The organism is Arthrobacter sp. 10L430 (assembly GCF_056395245.1).
Map to the genome: position 1 here is coordinate 36935 of NZ_JBFTJD010000010.1, position 20233 is coordinate 57167.

The following is a 20233-nucleotide window of genomic DNA, read 5'->3' on the forward strand; positions in this document are numbered from 1 at the left end:
CACAACCTGGCCGCTAGGCCCCACAACTTTTCAGGAGAAACACATGTCCGACGCCAACACCACCTCCCTGGAGTCCTACGAGGTCTGGTTCCTCACCGGCAGCCAGCACCTCTACGGGGAAGACGTGCTGAAGCAGGTCGCCGCCCAGTCCCAGGAGATCGCCGCCGCGCTGAACGAGTCCTCCGAGGTCCCGGTCAAGCTGGTCTGGAAGCCTGTGCTGACGGATTCGGATGCCATCCGCCGCACAGCGCTCGAAGCGAACTCTGATGATTCGGTGATCGGCGTGACCGCGTGGATGCACACCTTCTCCCCGGCCAAGATGTGGATCCAGGGCCTGGACCTGCTCCGCAAGCCCCTCCTGCACCTGCACACCCAGGCCAACGTGGAACTGCCGTGGGCGGACATTGACTTCGACTTCATGAACCTGAACCAGGCCGCGCACGGCGACCGCGAGTTCGGCTACATCCAGTCCCGCCTCGGCATCCCGCGCAAAACCGTCGTCGGGCACGTGTCCAACCCGGAGGTCGCCCGCCAGGTCGGAGTCTGGCAGCGCGCCTCGGCCGGCTGGGCCGCCGTCCGGACCCTGAAGCTGACCCGCTTCGGTGACAACATGCGCAACGTCGCCGTCACCGAAGGCGACAAGACCGAAGCCGAGCTGCGCTTCGGCGTCTCGGTCAACACCTGGTCCGTCAACGAGCTCGCCGACGCCGTGCACGGCGCCGCAGAGGCCGACGTCGACGCCCTGGTCGCCGAGTACGAGCGCCTTTATGAGGTGGTTCCGGAACTGAAGCCCGGCGGCGCCCGCCACGAGTCCCTGCGCTACAGCGCCCGGATTGAACTGGGACTGCGGTCCTTCCTGGAGGCCAACGGCTCCGCCGCATTCACCACCTCCTTCGAGGACCTCGGCGAACTGCGCCAGCTCCCCGGCATGGCCGTCCAGCGGCTCATGGCCGACGGCTACGGCTTCGGCGCCGAGGGCGACTGGAAGACCGCCATCCTGGTCCGCGCCGCCAAGGTCATGGGAGCGGGCCTGCCCGGCGGCGCCTCGCTCATGGAGGACTACACCTACCACCTCACCCCGGGCCAGGAGAAGATCCTCGGCGCGCACATGCTCGAGGTCTGCCCCTCCCTGACCGCCACGAAGCCGCGCGTCGAGATCCACCCGCTCGGCATCGGCGGCAAGGAAGACCCCGTCCGCATGGTCTTCGACACCGACGCCGGCCCCGGCGTCGTCGTTGCCCTCTCCGACATGCGCGACCGTTTCCGCCTCGTGGCGAACGCCGTCGACGTCGTGGACCTCGACGAACCGCTGCCCAACCTGCCCGTCGCCCGCGCCCTCTGGTCACCCAAACCGGACTTCGCCACCTCCGCCGCGGCCTGGCTGACCGCCGGCGCAGCGCACCACACGGTCCTCTCCACCGCCGTCGGCATGGACGTCTTCGAGGACTTCGCCGAAATAGCCCAAACCGAACTGCTCACCATCGACGACGGCACCACCATCAAACAGTTCAAGAAGGAACTCGCCTGGAACGCCGCCTACTACAAACTCGCCGGCGGCCTCTAGCCCCTCCTGCAGCCTGATTGCGTGCCCGGCCTTACGGGGCCGGGCGCGCAACAAGCTGAACTTTGACCTCCTGCCTGTCCGACCCCCGGCGGAATTCAACCGTCACGGTCTGCCCTGGACTCTTGCTCCTCAGTGCGGCGAGCAGGTCCTCGGGCGACGCGAGCTGGTCGCCGTCGAGCCTGATGAGCACGTCACCCGGCCGGATGCCGGCCTTGGCTGCCGGTCCACCCTCCTGGACCGAGAGCGCCAGCGCGCCCCGGGTGTCCGGCAGGCCCAGCCGGTCGGCGATCTGCTGGGTGATGTCCCCCAGCCCCAGGCCAATGAAGGAGTGATCGGCGGTGCCGTCCTCCCGGAGTTGGTCTGCCACTTTCACCACGGTGGCGGCCGGGATGGCGAAGCCAAGCGCCACTGCCCCGGACGACGGCGGAATGTACGCCTCGCTGATGCCGACCACCTCGCTCCTGCTGTTCACCACGGCACCGCCGGAGTTGCCGGGGCTAATCGCGGCATCGGTCTGGATCAGGTCCACGAGGGACTGGCTGCTTGACGCCGATCCCGGAATCTCCCGGTGGAGGCCCGAGATGATGCCCGCCGTCGCCGTGTTTTCGAATCCCAGCGGCGAGCCAATAACCACTGCCAGCTCGCCGATCCGGGGCAGTTCTGACTGGAACTTGGCGGCGGGGAGGCCTGTCCGCTTTGCCTCCACCAGTGCTAGATCCGAGATCGCGTCAGTTGCCCGTACGTTTCCGGCCACGCGCTGGCCATCGGCGAAGCCCACTTCCACTGTGCTGTTGCCTCGCAGCACGTGCTCGTTGGTGAGTATCAGACCCTCCTGCGAATACACCACGCCGCTTCCCAGTCCGCCGTCGGTGAAGACTGTCACCACGGAAGGCTGGATGTTGCTGACGATCGTGGGAATGTCGGCCGCCCCTTGTGCGGTTGCCTGACCGGTGCCGCCCTTACCCGGCGTCGAACTGGCCGGCGTTGAACTGGCCGACGGCCCGCCTGCAACAGCGCTCCCCGAAGCGCTCTCAGATGCGCTGCCTGAGGGGGCGCCTGAAGACTGCGTGGACGACGGCGGTGCCGGACTCTGCCCGGGCGCGGTGCAGCCGCACGCAATGGTTGCGACGACGGCCGCCACGCCGAGGATGCCCGCCGCGCGGGACGCGCTATGGGGTGTCGCTTGCCGGAGGTTCATCGAACTTCTTCTCGCTGCCGGACTTGTTCGAAAGCTGATTAAAAGCTAATCCCGGCAGGGAGCGGCTGCCCGAGTGGATTAGTTTGCCATTTCCGTGCGGGCTCTTGACGCGCGGTCAAGCACGAGCCCGGCGGCCGCGCCTGGAAGCAGACCATATTCCACCCGTTCGCCCTGACCTCGCGGCATGCCGCAGGCACGGTGCTGCAGCTCGCCGTCAAATCCCCACTGCTGAGCGGCGGCAAGACGGCGGACTTCGCAGCGCTCTCCGCTGTGGCGACCTTTGACGCCAAGGCCGGCGAAGCGGTGGTTTTCGCCGTCAACCGTTCGGCGGCCGAGGACCTGACCCTCGACCCCTCGGTGGCCGGGCTGGGCAACGTGCGCCTCATCGAGGCGGTCACCTACGCCAATAAGGACCCGTACTGGCACGCCACTGCGGACGACTCCACGTCCGTGCTGCCGGGGGAGAACGTCAGTGCAAAGCTCGACGACGGCCGCCTCACCGCTGTCTTACCGGCCGTGTCCTGGTCAATGATCCGCTTGGCTGTGGAGTCCTGAACTAACCCGCCGCCGGCATGATGCGGACCGGCTCCTGCCGGTCCGCATCATCGGGTTCCACTTTCAGTCCGTAGAGGGCCTCGAGGGCGGCAGTGTAGTCGTCCTGCCGGCCCGCGGCGGCGAGTTCACGCGCCCTGGCCGTGGGCACGTGCAGGAGCTGCCGGACCACCCGCCGCAGCGCGAACTCCACGGCTTCGGCGGTGGCGGTGCAGCCATGCTGGTTCTTCACCCGAGCCAGTTCGCTGGCCAGCACCTGCTGCATGTGTCCGCGCAGGGCCACGATGGCCGGATCCATTACCCGGGCCTGCCGGTCCTCCTCGAACCTCAGCGCAGCCTGCCGGACCAGTTCCGCTGCCTGCCGGACACCGTCCGAGTGTTCGCGCGGTGAGGCAAGCCGCACCTCATCGAGCGTGATCAGCTCGATTCCGGGCAGCTCGCCGGTGGCCGGCTCAAAGTCCCGGTTAAGGGCAAGATCGACGACGACGAGAGGCTCGTTCGTGCCCTGCCGGAATAGCCTGAAATCCTCGGTGCCCAGCCGGGTTCCGCGCCCGCTGCAGCCGATAACCACGTCCGCGCCCTGCACCGCGGCCGTCAGTTGGGACCGTGTCAGTGCCGCAGCGCCGCGGGGCGCGGCAAAGGACTCAGCACGTCCGGACCAGGAGAACACAGACACTTTGGCGCATTTTCCGGCGGCCAGCAGCGCCAGCGTGGTCCCGGCGTAGGCCCCCGTGCCAATGACAACCACCGACAGGCCGGATGGGCCGCTTCTTGCCAGCCTTGCGGTGGCCAGGTCCAAGGCAACGGAAACCATCGAGCGCCCGGCGTCTCCCAGCGTTGTCAGGGCCCCGACGTCGCGCGCGGCCCGGGAAGCGGCCTGGAAGAGCCGGATGAGGGCGCCGCTGGCAGTTTCCGATTCCTGGGCGGACGTGAGTGCCCGGCGCAGTTGGCCCGCGATTTCGCGTTCGCCCACCACCGCAGAGTCCAGGCCCGCTCCTACCGAAAAAAGATGCTCGGTCAGTGCCGCGCCGGCCAGGAAATCCAAGGACTGCGCCAGCTCTTCTTCGGGGATGCCGGAGCAGCGGCTGATCGCTGACTGCACGCGCTGGCGTGCAGCAGACGGCTCCGTGCCGGACGAAATCTCGAAATAGACCTCGAAGCGGTTGCAGGTGGACAGCACTACGACCCCCGCTACGTGGGTTGGTTCCACAACAGCTGCAGGGGTGATCCGTCGCGGGCCGGAGCCCAGCCGCGCCAGGAAATCCAACCCCGTTCCCCGATGCGAGGCAACCAAGGCAAACAGCCGCCCGTCCGGGGCAGTCCGGTCCCCGACGGGCATTTCAAGACCGACGGGCATTGAAAGACTTACGGGCCCCTCAAGACTTTGCGACACGTCTGCCCCTCTTCCTCAACATTCCTCCGCGACGAGGAGTCCCACCACGAAACCCTGTGGCCAGGCGCCGTTGCCCGGCCACAGAGCTTGGAGACCTTGAAACAGGGTGGGCCCCCCACCTTGGGAAATACCTGCGGGCGGGGCGGTCCGCCGGACTTTCTGCAACGATGTATCCAGACGTATCGCCGTGAGAAGGAGCCTTGGATGGCCGTGACCATGAATGATGTTGCACGTGCAGCGGGGGTTTCCCTGAAGACGGTGTCCAATGTCCTTAATGACTATGAGTTCATCAGGCCCGCCACCAGGCAGAAGGTACTGGATGCCATCGCCGAGCTTGGCTATGAGGCCAACCTGACGGCCCGGAGCCTCCGGTCAGGAAAGTCGCGCATGCTTGGCCTGGTCCTGTCCGACCTTTCAGCGCCGTACTACGCGGAGCTCGCCTCGCGTCTCATGACCGTGGCCTCCGCCCGGGGCTATCGCGTGCTGATTGAGCAGTCGGCCGCTCTCGAGGCCAATGAGCTCAGCGCCCTGCAGGGGCCCTTCCGGCAGCTGACGGACGGACTGCTGTTCACTCCGCTGGCGCTGGAGCCGGACATGGTTGCTGGCCGGCGCGGAAGCAAGCCACTCGTGATGCTCGGCGAGCACATCGACGACGCCCGGTTCGACCTTGTCACGATGAAAAACGTGGGGGCTGCCCAGGCGATCACCGCCCACCTGCTGGCGGGAGGCCGCCGTCGGATAGCAGTGATCGGAGCGGCAGTGGAGGACCACACCGGAAGCCCCGGCCTGCGCCTGACCGGCTACCGGGCGGCGCTCGCCGCCGCCGGGGTGGACTTTGATCCGGCCCTGGTAGTGCAGTCCGAGTGGCGCCGCGACGCCGGCGCGGCGGCGGTGGGCGAGCTGCTGGACAGCGAAATAGGGTTCGACGCCGTCTTCGGTCTGAACGACGCGTTGGCGCTGGGCGCCATGCATGAGCTCCTCGTCCGCGGTGTGAAGGTGCCGCAGGACGTCGCCGTGGCCGGCTTCGACGACATTGATGAGGCCCGGTTCGCGTCGCCGTCGCTCACCACGGTGTCACCGGGCATGCAGGAGATCGCCGAGCGCTCGGTCGGGCTGCTGATCGACCGGATCGAAGGGACGGAGACAGCGGACAGGGGCGTCCACATTGAAGCCGGGTTCGAGCTGAGGATCCGCGCCTCGGCACCCTAGGGGAGGTGCCGGACAGCCCGCGCCGGCGGCCCGGTGACTGGACCCGCCGCGGAACGGGAATCGGAAATCTCGCGGAAATGTCCACGGCTTACGCTGGTCACGCACCACCGCACGGGTGCATTGTTGCTTAGGTTCATTGTTGCTGAGGTTCACTGTTGCTTAAGTTCACGGTTGCGCAGGCAGTGTTGTGCAGGCGCTGTCGTGTAGGCACAGTTACTGGGGAGCATTTGCCGGGGCGCGCCGCGGTGGTGCCCGTCGTAGAAGGGATTTCGTAATGCATCTGTTGCCCCGCGAGCAGGAGAAGCTCATGATCGTGGTCGCCGCCGACCTCGCGCGTCGCCGCCAGTCGCGCGGACTCAAGCTGAACTTCCCTGAGGCGGTCGCCATCATCAGCTATGAACTGATCGAAGGGGCGCGGGACGGGCGCACCGTGGCCGAGCTCATGAGTTACGGCACCACGCTGCTGGGCCGCGACGACGTCATGGAGGGCGTGCCTGAGATGATCCACGACGTCCAGATCGAAGCCACGTTTCCTGACGGCACCAAGCTCGTCACAGTCCACGATCCCATCCGATAGGGAGCCCCATGATTCCGGGAGAGTATGTCCTGCGGAGAGAACCGCTCACCGTCAATGCGGGACGCGAGGCGATCGACGTCGCGGTTGTTAATACGGGTGACCGCCCTGTGCAGGTGGGCTCGCACTACCACTTTGCCGAAGCCAACAGCGCCCTGGAGTTTGACCGCCAGGCAGCCTACGGGCGCCGGCTCGACATCCCGGCCGGGACCGCGGCACGCTTCGAGCCCGGCGACAGCAAGACAGTCAGGCTGATCGAGCTTGCCGGCAGCCGCGAGGTGTTCGGGCTGAGCAACGCGGTCAACGGAAGCCTGGGGCCGGCACAGTCAACGGCCGGGGGAGCATAATGAGTTTCGAGATGTCCCGCAAGCAGTATGCGGACCTGTACGGCCCGACGACGGGCGACGCCATCCGCCTGGCCGACACCGAGCTCTTCCTCGAGATCGAGAAGGACCTCACCAGCTACGGCGAGGAAGTGGTGTTCGGCGGCGGTAAGGTGATCCGCGACGGCATGGGCCAGAACGGCCAGGTGGTGCGGGATGAGGACGTCCCGGACACCGTGATCACCAACGTGGTGGTGCTGGATTACACCGGCATCTACAAAGCGGACGTCGCTCTCAAGGACGGGCATATCTTCAGGATCGGCAAGGCCGGGAACCCGCAGATCGCCGACGGCGTGGACATCGTGATCGGCGCCAGTACGGAGATCATCGCGGGGGAGCGCAAGATCCTCACCGCCGGCGGAGTAGACACGCATATCCACTTCATCTCCGCGGACCAGGTCCCCACGGCGCTGTGCAGCGGCGTGACCACCATGGTGGGTGGCGGCACCGGCCCGGCGGAAGGCACCAAGGCCACCACCGTGACGCCCGGCAAATGGCACATTCAGCGGATGCTGCAGGCGGCCGAGGGCCTCCCCATCAACATCGGCCTCTTGGGCAAGGGGCACGCATCGGCGGTCGAACCGCTGGCCGAACAGATCCGTGCCGGGGCCATCGGCCTGAAGGTCCACGAGGACTGGGGCTCCACCACCTCCTCGATCGACACCTCCCTGAAAGTTGCGGACGACTACGACGTCCAGGTGGCGATCCACACCGACACCCTCAATGAGTGCGGCTTCGTGGAGGACACCATCCGGGCCATCGACGGCCGCGTCATCCACACTTTCCACACCGAGGGCGCCGGCGGCGGCCACGCCCCCGACATCATCAAGATCGCCGGCCTGCCCAACGTCCTGCCCGCCTCCACCAACCCCACGCTGCCGTACACCCGGAACACCATCGAAGAGCACCTGGACATGCTCATGGTGTGCCACCACCTCAACCCGGACATCCCGGAAGACGTGGCGTTCGCGGATTCCCGCATCCGCGCCGAAACCATCGCCGCCGAGGACGTCCTGCAGGACATGGGGATCTTCGCCATAACCTCCTCCGACTCCCAGGCCATGGGCCGTGTGGGTGAGGTGATCACCCGCACCTGGCAGGTGGCGGACAAGATGAAGAAGCAGCGCGGAGTGCTGAGGGACCCCGCCGGCGGCACGCACGGATCCGCAGAAAGCGACAACTTCCGGCTCAAGCGCTACGTGGCGAAATACACCATTAACGCGGCGATCGCCCAGGGCATGGCGGACTCCATCGGCTCGGTGGAGGAGGGCAAGTTCGCGGACCTGGTGCTCTGGGATCCGGCGTTCTTCGGCGTGAAGCCGGAGCTCGTGCTCAAAGGCGGGCAGATCGCCTACGCCCTGATGGGCGACGCCAACGCCTCCATCCCCACCCCGCAGCCGCGCACGATGCGGCCCATGTTCGCAACCTTCGGCAAGGCGCTGCAGCAGTCCTCCATCACGTTCCTGTCCCAGGCCGCCATCGACGCCGGTGTGCCGCAGGAGCTCGGACTGGAGAAGGTCATCCGGCCTGTCTCGGGGATCCGTTCGCTCACCAAGGCCGACCTCAAGTACAACGATGCGACCCCGGACATCGAGGTGGATCCCGAGACGTACAAGGTGACAGTCGACGGCGAGGACGTCACGTGCGAGCCTTCGGATGTGTTGCCGATGGCCCAGCGCTACTTCCTCTTCTAGGCGCTACCGGTTCAAAGCACCACCGCTGTCAAAGCACTACGGAGAACGACATGATTATCGAGAAGATCCTGGGCAACCTGCACGACCAGGCCCCGGGTACGGATCCCTACTTCGGGCTGCACAAGGAAAAGGTGGTGCTGCCCAGCGCCCAACTGGTCAAGCGCATCCAGCGCGTCACCACCGACCACGGCAAGGAACTGGGCATCCGGCTTCCCGCGGGTTCTGCGGACCTCCGCGACGGGGACGTCCTCTTCGTAGCCGAAGCCAACGTGATCGTGGTGTCAGTGCTCCCCTCCGATGTCCTGGTGATCGCGCCACGGACCATCCACGAGATGGGCGTCGTGGCGCACTCCCTTGGCAACCGGCACCTGCAGGCGCAGTTCTTCGACGCAGCCTCCGAGTATGCGGCCGAGGTCATGGTGTGCCAGTACGACCACACCGTGGAGGACTACCTCAAACACGTCGGAGTGCCCTACGACCGCCAGGAACGCGTCATGCCCGTACCCTTCCGCCATGCCGAACACTCGCACTGAAATCGAGTCCGCCGGTCGAGGGGACTCCGCCGGTCGAGCGGACTCCGCCGGTCGAGCTTGTCGAGACCAGGTTTCGCTCCCCAACCGCTCCCTAACCCCGCAAGCTCGGCCAGGGAACCCTGCGGTCGTGGCCCCAGGCGCAATCAGCGGGGGCTATCAGCTCGCCCTGCAGCAGCTCACAGACTCCGCGTTGCCCACGGGGGCGTTTGCGCACTCTCTTGGCTTTGAGACCTATATAGAGCGCGGGCTGGTGCATGACGAGGAGACTTTCGGGGTTTGGTTGTCAGCGTTCATCGGGCAGCAGCTGACGTACTCTGACGGGCTGGCCATCCGGTTCCTTTATGAGGGCGCCCCGGTTGAGGAGCTGGATTCCGTGCTCACGGCTCAGCTCCTGCCGCGGCAGCTGCGCGAGGCCAGCATCAAGATGGGCACCCGGCTGCTGGAGATCGGCTCCGAAGTCTTTCCGTCTCCCGAGCTCGTGGCGTACCGGGAGCTGGTGACCGCAGGCCGGGCCGCCGGCCATCAGCCGCTGGCGTTCGCCGTCGTCGCCCGTTCCCTAGGCGTCCCGCTTCCCGAAGCGCTCGCAGCCTACCTGTTCGCCGCGGTCACCTCGCTGACCCAGAATGCGGTGCGAGCCATTCCGCTCGGGCAGAACGCCGGCCAACGGCTGCTGCGGAAAGCGTCCGACGGCGTTGCTGCCGCCGTCGGGCACGTCAGCCACCTTTCGCCGGACGATTTTGGGGCAGTCAGCCCCGGGCTGGAAATTTCGCAGATGCGGCACGAGCGTCAACGTGCCCGCATGTTCATGAGCTAGTAGGAGGACACAATGTCTGAACCCATCAAGATCGGCATCGGCGGCCCGGTTGGCGCCGGCAAGACCCAGCTGGTGGAGCGTCTCACCCGCCACATGAGTCGCGAAATTTCCATGGCCGCCATCACCAACGACATCTACACCATCGAGGACGCCAAGATCCTGGCCGCCAACGGAATCCTTCCGGAGGACCGGATCATCGGAGTCGAAACCGGCGGCTGCCCGCACACCGCCATCCGCGAAGACACCTCCATGAACACCGCAGCCATCGAGGAGCTCAAGAAGCGCCACCCGGACCTCCAGGTGATCTTCGTCGAGTCCGGCGGCGACAACCTCTCCGCCACGTTCAGCCCCGAACTGGTGGACTTCTCGATCTACATCATCGACGTGGCGCAGGGCGAAAAGATCCCCCGCAAGGCCGGGCAGGGCATGATCAAGTCCGACCTCTTCATCATCAACAAAACCGATCTCGCCCCGCACGTCGGCGCAGACCTCACTGTCATGGAGCGGGACTCTCGGGAGTTCAGGGGCGCCAAGCCGTTCTGCTTCACCAACCTGAAAACGGATGAAGGGCTCGACGCCGTCATCGAGTGGGTGCGCAGGGACGTCCTGATGCTCGACCTGGCGCAATGAGTGCGACGGCGCGTGGTTCGGCCCCGCTGGTCGAGCCGGTGGGGAGCGCGACCGTGGGGCCGCGATTTCGACAGGCTCAATCAGCGGAGAGCCCGGTGGGGAGCGAGACCGTGGGATTTGGACAGGCTCAATCGGCGGCCATGGGGGAGCTCGCCTTGCGCATCGAGCAGCGCGCGGGCAAGTCCGTGGCCTCCCATCAGTACCATCGGGGCGCCTTGCGGGTTTTGCGGCCGCACTATCTGGATGAGTCGGGGCAGGTTTGCTACGTGCTCGTGAATCCTGGAGGCGCCTATCTTGGGGCTGATCTTTATGTCATTGACGTGGAGGTGGGCGATAAGGCGAAGCTGCTGCTGACCACCCAGTCCGCCACCAAGATTTACCGGACTCCGGGGTCGTTTGCCGAGCAGCGGATGACCGTCCGGCTGGGGGAGGTGGCGCAGCTGGAGCTCGCTCCTGACCAGGTCATTGCGTACCGGGAGGCCAGCTACCGGCAGAATACGCACATTTCGGTCCGGCCGTCATCGAGTCTGGTGATGGCCGAGGTGGTCACGCCGGGATGGTCCCCGGACGGGGCGTCGTTCCGCTACGAGGAACTGCGGCTGCGCACCGAAATCCACGTCGAGGGCGCGCAAGGCACCGACCTTCTGGCGCTGGACAACCTGCTGATCCGGCCGCCCTGCAACGATGTCACCGGCATGGGGTTCATGGAGGGCTACAGCCACCTGGGTTCGCTGGTGGTGGTGGACGCCCGCGTGGACCAAGCGCTCGCCGACGAACTCCATGCCCTCACGGCCGGCCACGACGCCTACACCGGCGTGTCCCTCACGGTGTCCGTTGGCGGAACTGCGGGCCTGGTCCTGCGGTCGCTGTCCAACAGCACAGAGGAACTCGCCAGGCTGCTGGGTGACTGCACGGCGCTGCTGCGGAAACGCTGGTACGGGCAGGCGCGCCTGAACCTGAGGAAGTACTGATGACCACACTGACCCAGTTCGCCGCGCTCTACCGCGAGCGGGAGCGGCTGCCGGTCCGGACGAGGCTGATGATCACCTTTGGTGCGGTGGCCGCACTCCACCTTGCCGCCGTCGTGCTTCTCTTTGTCGGAAGTCTGGGGGTCGGAAGTCTTGGGGCCGGAAGCCTTGGCGCCGGAACGGCGACGGCGGGACAGCCGCTGGCGTTGGGCCTGGTGCTCACTGCCTACCTGGCGGGCATCAAACACAGTTACGACTGGGACCACATCGCCGCGATAGACAATTCGACGCGCAAGTTCGTGGCCCAGCGGAAGGAACCGGTGAGCGTCGGGTTCGCGTTCAGCCTGGGCCACAGCTCGGTGGTGATCCTGGCCGGCATCCTGGTGGTGGGCGGCGCAGCGATGGTGGGCCAGTTCATGGAGGATGGCACCACCGGGAACCTGGTGCTGGGGCTGGTCGGCAGCGGCGTCTCCGGGCTGTTCCTGCTGGCCATGGGACTTTTCAACGGTTCCGCGTTTGTGCGGGCCGCACAGGCCTACCGGAGTGTTCAGGGTGGCGGGGAAGTGCGGGTCGAGGATCTCGAGGCGAAGGGGTTCGTTGCACGGCTGCTGGCCAAACCCTTGTCCCGTGTCCAGCGGCCGCGGAACATCTACGTGATCGGATTCCTTTTCGGGCTGGGCTTCGATACTGCCACCACCATCGGACTGCTGGTCATGACGACGGCGGCATCCCTGGCCGGAGTTTCCCCGCTGGCGCTCCTGGCGCTCCCGCTGGCGTTCACCGCCGCCATGACGCTGTGCGATACCACGAACGGCGTCGCAATGATGCACATGTACAGGTCGGCCATCCACAATCCGTTGCGGAAACTGGGATTCAACGCCGTGATCACGGGTATTTCGGCGGTGTCCGCCCTGTTCGTCTCCGTCATCACGCTGGGCGGATTCTTCAACGCTGCCTTTGGCCTCGATGACCCGCTGACCACCTGGCTGGGAAAAATCGACCTGGGCGACGCCGGACTGCTCCTCATCGCTTTGCTCCTGGCCGCATGGGGTGTGGCCACGGTGCACGGACGGCTAAAGGGCCGCTCCCCGGCAGCGTAACCTGAACACAGGCGCACCCTATGACGCGGACCGGGGCGGGTGCAAGGATAGGACGCATGGAACTGCACATCACAGGGGATCCCGCTGCCGATAAATTGCTCAGCGATGACGCGTTTGCGCTGCTCACCGGCATGCTGCTTGACCAGCAGGTGACCATGGAGTCGGCGTTCGCCGGTCCCGAAAAGATCCGGACGCGCATCGGATCCATGGAGCCCGCTGCGATCGCCGGGTACGACCCCCAGGGCTTCGTGGAGATGTTCAAGGAGCGGCCGGCAGTGCACCGCTTCCCGGGATCCATGGCCGGACGTGTCCAGGCCCTCGCCGAGACCGTGCACCGCGATTGGAACGGGGACGCCGCAACCATCTGGACGCAGGGTGACCCCGACGGCCAGGAGGTGCTGCGCCGGCTCAAAGCCTTGCCCGGATTCGGCGAGCAAAAGGCCAAGATCTTCCTTGCGCTCCTTGGCAAGCAGTGCGGACTACAGGCGGAAGGCTGGCGCGAGGCCGCCGGCCACTACGGCCAGAAGGATGCGTTCCTGTCTGTTGCCGACATTGTGGATCCGGAGTCGCTGAGCAAGGTGCGCGCCAGCAAGCAGGCTGCCAAGGCCGCTGCCAAGGCTGCGAAAACCGCCGGGGACTGACGCTTCGGCCTGTACGGCGCCGCCAAGGCGACGTCAGACAGCCAGCCTGGCCCGGAGCCCGCCGATAATTACATCCAGGCCGAAGTCGAAGGCGTGCCCGCCCCGTTCCTCCGTGGGGCCTGCGTTGCCGAGCGCGCGCTTGAGCGTGGGATAGCCCTCCGCCGGGGGATCCCAGACAACTTCCGGAGCCGCCAGGTCCAGGGCTGCGCCCAGGGCAAAGCTGTCGATGGTGGAGATGGCCGCCACCACGTCCCGTCCCCGGAACCCCGCACTCTCCAGGGCCAGCGCGAGGTCCTCGTAGAGGCCGATGACATCCGGATCCGTGATCGTCTGAAGGACCAACAGCGGGGCCAGCCGGGGGTGGCGGACGAACGCGTCCCGGTAGGTACGGATCAGGACCCGGAGGGCAGCTTCCCAGTCGCTGTGGTCCACCGGCGGATACGGCTCCTCGGTGATGATCCGGTGCCGCAGGAGCTCCAAGATCTCGTCCCTGCCGCTGACGTGGTTGTAGATGGAGGACTGGCTGACGCCGATCCTCTTCGCCAGTTTCGGGAAACTGAAGTCTCCGCCCTCATCAACCAGCTCCAGGGCCGCCGTGGTCAGGGCCTCCACGGATATCAACGGGAGGAGCGGGCGCCCCATGTGTTCTCCTGACTGCAGCTCTTGAAGGTCAAGCCCAGCCTAGTCGGAGGGACCCCGCGACGTGCGGAGAGCGGCGGAAACGGCGGGGCAGCACCTTTCCCGTTGCTACAGTGCGGTGAATTTCAGCAGCAGTGCGTGTTCGGGGTTGAGGGCGGGCATGGGCAGTCCCACCTCGGCCAGGAAACGGCCGCCCGCAACGGCGCCGTCCGCCAGCCAGGCCGGGGGGCGGACCTGCGTGAACGTGTGCGAATAGTCGGCGTCACCCGGGGCCGGGAAGACGGCCTCCACACGGTACTCCCGGTCCGGCGCCAGGCCGGGGATGGAGATCCGTCCCGGCTGTTCCGCGAGGGCGGTGCGTGTGCTGACCAGGGCGAACAGCGCCGCCGTCGTGCCCTGCGCGACACCGCTGGGGGTCACTACGCCGTGGAGCATGAGGGAATCGTCGGGCACGTCCGCGCGGACCGTGCGCCCTGAATGGATCAGGTTCCGGTGTTCTTTGTAGAGTCCGATGAAGCGTTTGAGTTCCTCCCGTTCGGCGCCCTGAACGTTGCGGACATCCCATTCCATGCCGAAGTGGCCGAACAGGGCGGTGATGGCGCGGAAGGACAGGTCGTGCGTGCGGGCGGTGGTGTGTGACGTGGTGGGCCCAATGTGTCCGCCCACCAGCTCAGGCGGAACCACCACGCCGGTCCAGCGCTGGATGGTCTGCCGTTCCAGCGCATCGTTGCAGTCCGAGCCCCAGATGCGGTCGGTGCGTTCCAGTATGCCTAGGTCCACGCGTGCCCCGCCGGAGGAGCAGCTCTCAATTTCGACGCCCGGATGGGCCTTGCGGAGTTCGTCGAAGAGCCTGTAGGCGGCCAGGGTCTGCTCGTGGACCGAGGAGCGTCCGCCGTGCCCGTGCTCCAGCAGGTCGCGGTTTTGGTCCCATTTGAGGTAGCTGATGTTGTTTTCACTCAGAAGGGCGTCAATGCGATCGTAGATGTACTGCCACGCCTCCGGGTTTACGAGGTCGATGACGTGCTGCTGCCGCCATTCAAGTGGCAGGCGGCCGCCGTCCTTGTAGCTCTGGACGGACGGGCCAACAATCCATTCGGGGCGCGCACGGACAATATCGGAGTCGAGGTTGACCATTTCCGGTTCCACCCAGAGGCCGAACTCCATGCCGCGGGAGGTAACGGCGTTGATCAGTGGCGTGAGGCCGTCGGGCCAGAGTGATTCGTCGACGTACCAGTCGCCGAGGCCGGCGCGGTCGTCACGGCGTCCGCGGAACCAGCCGTCGTCGAGCACAAAACGCTCAACACCAAGCTCCGCGGCGGAGTCGGCCAGTTCCATCAGGGTGGCCAGGTTGTGGTCGAAGTAGACCGCTTCCCAGACGTTCAGCACCACCGGACGAGGCTTGCCGGCGGGCAGGCCGGTGGCGGCGGCGGGCAAAACGTGATGGGGGCGGGACCGGAACCAGTTGTAGAACGCCTCGCTGATGCCGTCCAGGCCGCGGTCCGAGTAGGCGGCGAACAAGGTGGGGGTGGTGTAGCTGCCGCCCGGATCAAGGACGACCTCAGCGGGGCCCAGGAGCTCCGAACCGCCGATCATGGTGCGGCCGTCCCCGATGCTGTCGGCGAACTGCTCGTGGTTGCCGCTCCAGGCCAAATGAGTGGCCCAGACCTGCCCGTGCCGGTTGCCAAAACCGGCGGTTCCGGCGGCGAAGAGTAGGGAGGAGTCGTGCCCGGTGCGGCCGTGCCGGCCCGTGCGGACCCAGGTGCCCTGCTGGATGGGGCGGCGCTGCGGGTGGCGTTCCCGGCACCAGCGCCCGGTGAGGTCAAGGATTTCGACGGCTTCGGGCGCCACAGGGAGGACCGTGGCCAGCTCGTCGAGCTGATAAGGCGTGGCGCCATCGTTGGTGAGGGTGTGGCGCAACTCCAGCAGGCCGCCGTCGTGCAGGGTCAGGGCGGAGGAAACGGTGAGGCCGGCGTCGGGATCGGACTGGACGATCACCGCGGAGGTCCCCTCGGCATCGGCGCTCACTAGGCGGAGGCGGGCTGAGAAGTCCAAGCCGGAGACGCCGTCGGCGATGCGGTGGCCGCGCAGGGCGGGACGGCCCCGCCAGCCGGCTGAAGCCTGCGGCAGGAGGCCAGTCGGTACAGTGGCGTCGACGGACGACGGCGGGATGGCCGCCGTAAGGATGGCGAGGTCCGGCAGCGTGCTGCCAAGGTCCGCGCCCCAGTGGATGACCTCAGCCCCCCCGCTGTCGAAGCTGATCACTAGGGTGGTTCCGGCGGAACGGAGGTGGAGGGGATTCATGAATGCTGTCCTTCTGTGTGGGAGTAACGGGGTGGGGCTGCGCGCTGCGGGGATTCGATGCCCGCGGCGCGCAGGAGTGAGCTGGCGGGGTTTTTGTCGGATGGTACAGCGTTCGGGGGTCTACGCGAGAGTCGCAGCCAGACTCTCCGCACTCGCCGCAGCGATTGGCACAACTGGCACATCGACACACCTCGGAAACGATCACTTATCGCCTTCGACGACCGGGATATAGGCGGGGCATTAGGTGCGGACGGTCACGGTGATGTCTGATTCGGCTGCGAATTCGTCGATCGCCGTCAACTCCTCCTGCGTGAACGCCAGGTTGTTTATGGCGGACAGCGTGTCCTCGAGCTGCTGGACGCTGGAAGCTCCCACCAGCGCGGACGTGACGGGCGAGCCCTTGGGCTGGTCGCGGAGGATCCAGGCGATGGCCATCTGCGCCAGTGATTGCCCGCGGCCGGCGGCGATCGTGTTGAGCCCTCGGACGCGGTTCAGTTTGTCCTCGGTCAGCGCGGATTCGGACAGGAACCGTTCCTTGGCCGCACGCGAATCGGCCGGGATGCCGTTCAGGTAGCGGTCCGTCAGCATTCCCTGCGCCAGCGGGGAGAAAGCAATCGAGCCGGCACCAACCTGGTCCAGCGCCTCGTACAGGTTGGGGGCGCCGTTCTCGGTCCAGCGGTTCAGCATGGAGTAGCTGGGCTGATGGATCAGCAGCGGGGTGCCCAGTTCTTTCAGGATCCGCGCCGCCTCGAGGGTCTGTTCCGGCGTGTAGGACGAGATGCCGGCGTAGAGCGCCTTGCCGGAGCGCACGGCCTGGTCCAGAGCGCCCATGGTTTCTTCCATGGGGGTTTCCGGGTCCGGCCGGTGGCTGTAGAAGATGTCCACGTAGTCCAGGCCCATCCGGCCCAGCGACTGGTCGAGGCTGGCGAGCAGGTATTTGCGGGAGCCGAAGTTGCCGTAGGGGCCGGGCCACATGTCGTAGCCGGCCTTGGTCGAGATGATGAGTTCGTCGCGGTACGGGGCGAAGTCGTCCTTGAAGTGACGGCCGAAGTTGGTCTCTGCCGAGCCGTCCGGGGGTCCGTAGTTGTTGGCGAGGTCGAAGTGGGTGACGCCGAGGTCGAAGGCGCGGCGGAGGATGGCGCGCTGTTCATCGAAGCGCTTGTCGTCGCCGAAGTTGTGCCACAGGCCCAGGGAGATGGCGGGAAGTTTGAGGCCGCTGAGTCCGACACGGCGGTAGGGCATGGACTCGTAGCGGTTTTCCGCAGCGGGGTAAGTCATAGGTTCATCCTGTCGGGACCGCTCATATGCAGGTCCGGGGTCACGGGTTCTCTGTTGGTTGAGGTGGTTTCCGGCTGCTATTCATCGTGGGATGAGTGGTTCCTGGTCACGGTTTCCAGGGGAGAGTGTTCCCATCGCGGCTTACCATTGCTGCTTTTCCTGGATGGTTCCGTACGGGATGTCGGGGTGGAGCTGGACGGTGAAGTCCCGGGGGGAGTGCCGGGCAACGAGGATCCCTTTGCCGCCGCAGAGCGGGGCCCGCTCGGCGAGGATGTTCACGGCTTTATCCAGTTGGTCCTCTAATTGGCTGCGTTTCTGGACGCGAATGTGGAGGAGGTCTTCATTTGATGCATCGGTGTACATGATGGTCCTGTGGATCGTCGTCGCGCGGGCCGAGGGGCGGAACCGAAAGGGCCCGCCCCTCCGTGGTGTCGAATGGTTACTTGAAGAGGGCGTTGACCTTTTCGTTGGCCTGGGTGAGGGAACTGGCCGGGGCCTTGCCGGAGACCACTGCGTCCATGGCGGGATTCATGATGCCGTCAACTTTGGCAGCCTTGTCCGCGATCGGGAAGAGGAACGTCGTTTCATCCTCCACCTGTTGGGTGAAGGCGGTGACGTCGACGCCCTTGGCTTTGAAAGCCGCGGCAGCCTTGGCGGTGGAGGACTTGATGGCGGGAAAGACGACTCCCTTGAACGCGACGACGTCCTGGCAGGCTGAGGAGGCGAGGTATTCGACCCACTTGGTGGCTCCTGCGGGGTTCTTGGTGCCGGCCCAGATGGAGTCGGCCAGGCCGTTGAACATGGACGCGCGCTTGCCGTCCGGTCCCGTCGGGGTGGGTGCGATGCCGGTCTGGATGCCCTTGTAGCCGGTGTACTGGCCGGTCGTCCAGTCGCCCTGGCTGTTGATGGCGGCCTTGCCGGCGCCAAAGTTGTCCTGCATGCTGGCGCCTACCGTTGTTTCAAGTTTGGGCATGTAGCCCTTGTCCGCGAGCCCGGCCCACCAGGCGATGGTGTCCTGGAACTTAGGGTCGTCGTAGTTGAACTTGGTGCCCCAGGGGTTCTTGTCCGTGTGGGTCCAGCCGGTGGTGGCCGTCAGGAAGCTCCACTGGGTCTGGCCCTGGCCCGAGCCCGAGGACTCCAAACCCAGGCCGTAGACGGCCACATTGTTCTTATCGAAGCCGGCTTCGTCTCCGCGTTTACCGTTCTTGTCAACGGTCAGGTGGGCGATGGTCTTCTCGTAGCTGCCACCATCCTTGGGGTTCCAATCCAGCTTGGCCATCTGCTCGGCCGTGATGCCGGCGGCGTCGGTCATGGCCTTGTTATAGAAGAGGCCCACGGTGTCCCAGTCCTTGGGAAGGCCGTAGCGCTTGCCGTCCTGGCCCACCCAGAGATCGGCCAGGCCCTTGTTGTAGATCGAGAGATCGATGTGGTCCTTGGCCACGGCGTCGTCGAGGGCCAGCAGCTGCTTCTTGGAGGCAAACTCCGGGTACTTGGACAGGTGGTCGGCGAAGACGTCCGGGGCGTTTCCGGCGACGAATCCGTTGGTCAGGGTGGTCCAGTAGTCACCCCAGCCGCGCTGGGTGATCTTGACCTTGATGTCCGGGTTGGCCTTGGTGAAATCCGCCGCGCACTGCTGGTAAGCGGGCAGCTGATTGGCATCCCACAGCCAATAGTTGATTTCGCCCTTGGCCTCACCGGCGGTGGCGGAGGTGGATCCGCCGCTGCAGGCGGAGAGGGAGATGGCGATGGCTGCGGCGGCAGCGACGGCGCCTAGGGTTTTTTTCATGATGGACCTTTCGAAGAGGGCATGAGGTTGCCCGGAGGGGACTTTGGTGGGGGTGAGCGGTTGGATTGGCGGTCTATTTGATGCCGGAGAATCCGATGGAGTTGACTACCTTTTTGCCGAAGGCGAGGAACAGGATGAGGATGGGCACTGCCGCAACGATGGTGGCGGCCATGAGTCCGGACCAGTCCGGGGCGCCCTGGGGGGACTGGGACTTGAAGACGCTGAGGCCCACGGTGAGGACGCGGATGCTCTCGTCGTTACCGACCAGCAGTGGCCAGAAGTATTCGTTCCATTGGCCGATGAACGTCAGCAGCGCGAGGGTGGCCATGGGTGCGGCGGCGTTGGGCAGGACGATCTGGAAGAAGATGCGCAGGCTCTTGGCCCCGTCGAGCATGGCTGCCTCCTCCACTTCGCGGGACATGCTGAGGAAGAACTGCCGCAGGAAGAAGATGGCGAACGCGGACATGAACAGGAAGGGCAGCGTTAGGCCGGCGAACGTGTTCAGCAGTCCCAGGTTCTTGATCATGAGGAAGTTGGGCAGCGCGGTGAAGATCCCCGGAATCATCATGGTGGCCAGGAACACGGAGAAGACCTTGTCACGCCCGGGCCAGCGGAGCCGGGCGAAGGCGTAGGCAGCAAGTGCGCTGAAAAAGACCTGGGCTGCGGTTGTCACGGTGGAAAAGAGTATCGAGTTGCGCAGGTACAGCCAGAAGTCGATGACTGCCCCGGAACCTCCTTCGGCGATGGCCTCCTCTGTGGTCTGCATTCCAAAGACACGCTTGAACGCGCCCCAGGAGAAGTCCGCCGGCAAAAGGTTCCCGGAGTTGGAGGCCAAGGAGTGGTTGCTGGAGAGGGCCGTCCGGAGCATCCACAGGAACGGGAAGATGGTGACGATGAGCGCCAGGGCGACGAGCGTCCAGGCGCCGACGCGGCGCCAGTCGAGGGCATTGCGGGTGGTGAGTGTTTGAGTGGTCAT

Annotated in this window: 19 protein-coding genes and 1 pseudogene; 12 read left to right on the top strand and 8 right to left on the bottom strand. The window is 65.9% G+C overall.

Annotated elements, in window-relative coordinates; translation table 11 throughout:
- The first annotated feature begins 43 nt into the window (after positions 1-43).
- Entirely contained in the window at positions 44-1564 is a 1521-nt protein-coding gene (gene araA / locus AC1DDG_RS11220; RefSeq protein ID WP_476876125.1) for an L-arabinose isomerase, read from the top strand.
- A gap of 31 nt (positions 1565-1595) precedes the next feature.
- On the opposite strand, the gene AC1DDG_RS11225 is transcribed toward araA, so the two are convergent.
- Positions 1596-2762, bottom strand: coding sequence for a S1C family serine protease (locus AC1DDG_RS11225; protein WP_476876126.1), 1167 nt, complete (start codon positions 2760-2762; stop codon positions 1596-1598).
- 123 nt (positions 2763-2885) lie between these two features.
- Here AC1DDG_RS11225 and AC1DDG_RS11230 point away from each other — a divergent pair.
- Positions 2886-3317 (top strand): annotated as a pseudogene (locus tag AC1DDG_RS11230) (alpha-L-arabinofuranosidase C-terminal domain-containing protein); the annotation flags it as partial.
- Between the two features lies 1 nt (position 3318).
- Here the strand turns inward: AC1DDG_RS11230 and AC1DDG_RS11235 are convergent.
- Entirely contained in the window at positions 3319-4671 is a 1353-nt protein-coding gene (locus AC1DDG_RS11235; RefSeq protein WP_476876127.1) for a glutamyl-tRNA reductase, read from the bottom strand.
- Positions 4672-4911: 240 nt separating this feature from the next.
- Here AC1DDG_RS11235 and AC1DDG_RS11240 point away from each other — a divergent pair, with 240 nt between their 5' ends.
- The 10 genes from AC1DDG_RS11240 (at position 4912) to AC1DDG_RS11285 (ending at position 13253) form a co-directional block, all read left to right on the top strand.
- The gene (locus tag AC1DDG_RS11240) at positions 4912-5916 is read left to right on the top strand and encodes a LacI family DNA-binding transcriptional regulator (protein ID WP_476876128.1); all 1005 of its coding nucleotides are present in this window, start codon (positions 4912-4914) and stop codon (positions 5914-5916) included.
- 274 nt (positions 5917-6190) lie between these two features.
- Entirely contained in the window at positions 6191-6493 is a 303-nt protein-coding gene (locus AC1DDG_RS11245) for an urease subunit gamma (RefSeq protein ID WP_230119259.1), read from the top strand.
- A gap of 8 nt (positions 6494-6501) precedes the next feature.
- Positions 6502-6837, top strand: coding sequence for an urease subunit beta (locus AC1DDG_RS11250; protein WP_476876129.1), 336 nt, complete (start codon positions 6502-6504; stop codon positions 6835-6837).
- The gene (ureC, locus tag AC1DDG_RS11255; RefSeq protein WP_476876130.1) at positions 6837-8567 is read left to right on the top strand and encodes an urease subunit alpha; all 1731 of its coding nucleotides are present in this window, start codon (positions 6837-6839) and stop codon (positions 8565-8567) included. Before AC1DDG_RS11250 ends, ureC begins: the two co-directional genes overlap by 1 nt.
- Positions 8568-8617: 50 nt before the next feature.
- The gene (ureE, locus tag AC1DDG_RS11260) at positions 8618-9100 is read left to right on the top strand and encodes an urease accessory protein UreE (RefSeq protein ID WP_476876131.1); all 483 of its coding nucleotides are present in this window, start codon (positions 8618-8620) and stop codon (positions 9098-9100) included.
- A 142-nt stretch (positions 9101-9242) separates the two neighbouring features.
- Positions 9243-9914, top strand: a complete 672-nt coding sequence (locus tag AC1DDG_RS11265) for an urease accessory protein UreF (RefSeq protein ID WP_476876172.1) — start codon at positions 9243-9245, stop codon at positions 9912-9914.
- Between the two features lie 12 nt (positions 9915-9926).
- Positions 9927-10544, top strand: a complete 618-nt coding sequence (gene ureG / locus AC1DDG_RS11270) for an urease accessory protein UreG (protein ID WP_230119263.1) — start codon at positions 9927-9929, stop codon at positions 10542-10544.
- A 140-nt stretch (positions 10545-10684) separates the two neighbouring features.
- Entirely contained in the window at positions 10685-11515 is an 831-nt protein-coding gene (locus tag AC1DDG_RS11275; protein WP_476876173.1) for an urease accessory protein UreD, read from the top strand.
- On the top strand, positions 11515-12612 hold the full coding sequence (locus tag AC1DDG_RS11280) for a HoxN/HupN/NixA family nickel/cobalt transporter (RefSeq protein WP_476876132.1): 1098 nt from the start codon (positions 11515-11517) through the stop codon (positions 12610-12612). Before AC1DDG_RS11275 ends, AC1DDG_RS11280 begins: the two co-directional genes overlap by 1 nt.
- A gap of 56 nt (positions 12613-12668) precedes the next feature.
- Complete coding sequence (locus AC1DDG_RS11285; RefSeq protein ID WP_476876133.1) at positions 12669-13253, top strand: HhH-GPD-type base excision DNA repair protein; 585 nt, start codon at positions 12669-12671, stop codon at positions 13251-13253.
- 33 nt (positions 13254-13286) lie between these two features.
- Here AC1DDG_RS11285 and AC1DDG_RS11290 read toward each other — a convergent pair whose 3' ends face one another.
- The 6 genes from AC1DDG_RS11290 to AC1DDG_RS11315 all read right to left on the bottom strand — a co-directional run bounded on the left by AC1DDG_RS11290 (position 13287) and on the right by AC1DDG_RS11315 (position 20233).
- Complete coding sequence (locus AC1DDG_RS11290) at positions 13287-13895, bottom strand: TetR/AcrR family transcriptional regulator (RefSeq protein ID WP_476876134.1); 609 nt, start codon at positions 13893-13895, stop codon at positions 13287-13289.
- Positions 13896-14000: 105 nt separating this feature from the next.
- Positions 14001-16193, bottom strand: coding sequence for an alpha-galactosidase (locus AC1DDG_RS11295; protein WP_476876135.1), 2193 nt, complete (start codon positions 16191-16193; stop codon positions 14001-14003).
- 240 nt (positions 16194-16433) lie between these two features.
- On the bottom strand, positions 16434-17471 hold the full coding sequence (mgrA, locus tag AC1DDG_RS11300) for an L-glyceraldehyde 3-phosphate reductase (protein ID WP_476876136.1): 1038 nt from the start codon (positions 17469-17471) through the stop codon (positions 16434-16436).
- A gap of 141 nt (positions 17472-17612) precedes the next feature.
- Positions 17613-17834: a hypothetical protein gene (locus AC1DDG_RS11305; protein ID WP_476876137.1), complete on the bottom strand. Its 222-nt coding sequence runs from the start codon at positions 17832-17834 to the stop codon at positions 17613-17615.
- Between the two features lie 76 nt (positions 17835-17910).
- A complete protein-coding gene (locus AC1DDG_RS11310) occupies positions 17911-19257 on the bottom strand; it encodes an ABC transporter substrate-binding protein (protein WP_476876138.1) in 1347 nt (448 codons plus the stop codon).
- A gap of 73 nt (positions 19258-19330) precedes the next feature.
- Positions 19331-20233 carry a carbohydrate ABC transporter permease gene (locus AC1DDG_RS11315; protein ID WP_476876139.1) on the bottom strand — a complete coding sequence of 301 codons (903 nt, stop codon included), beginning with the start codon at positions 20231-20233 and terminating at the stop codon, positions 19331-19333.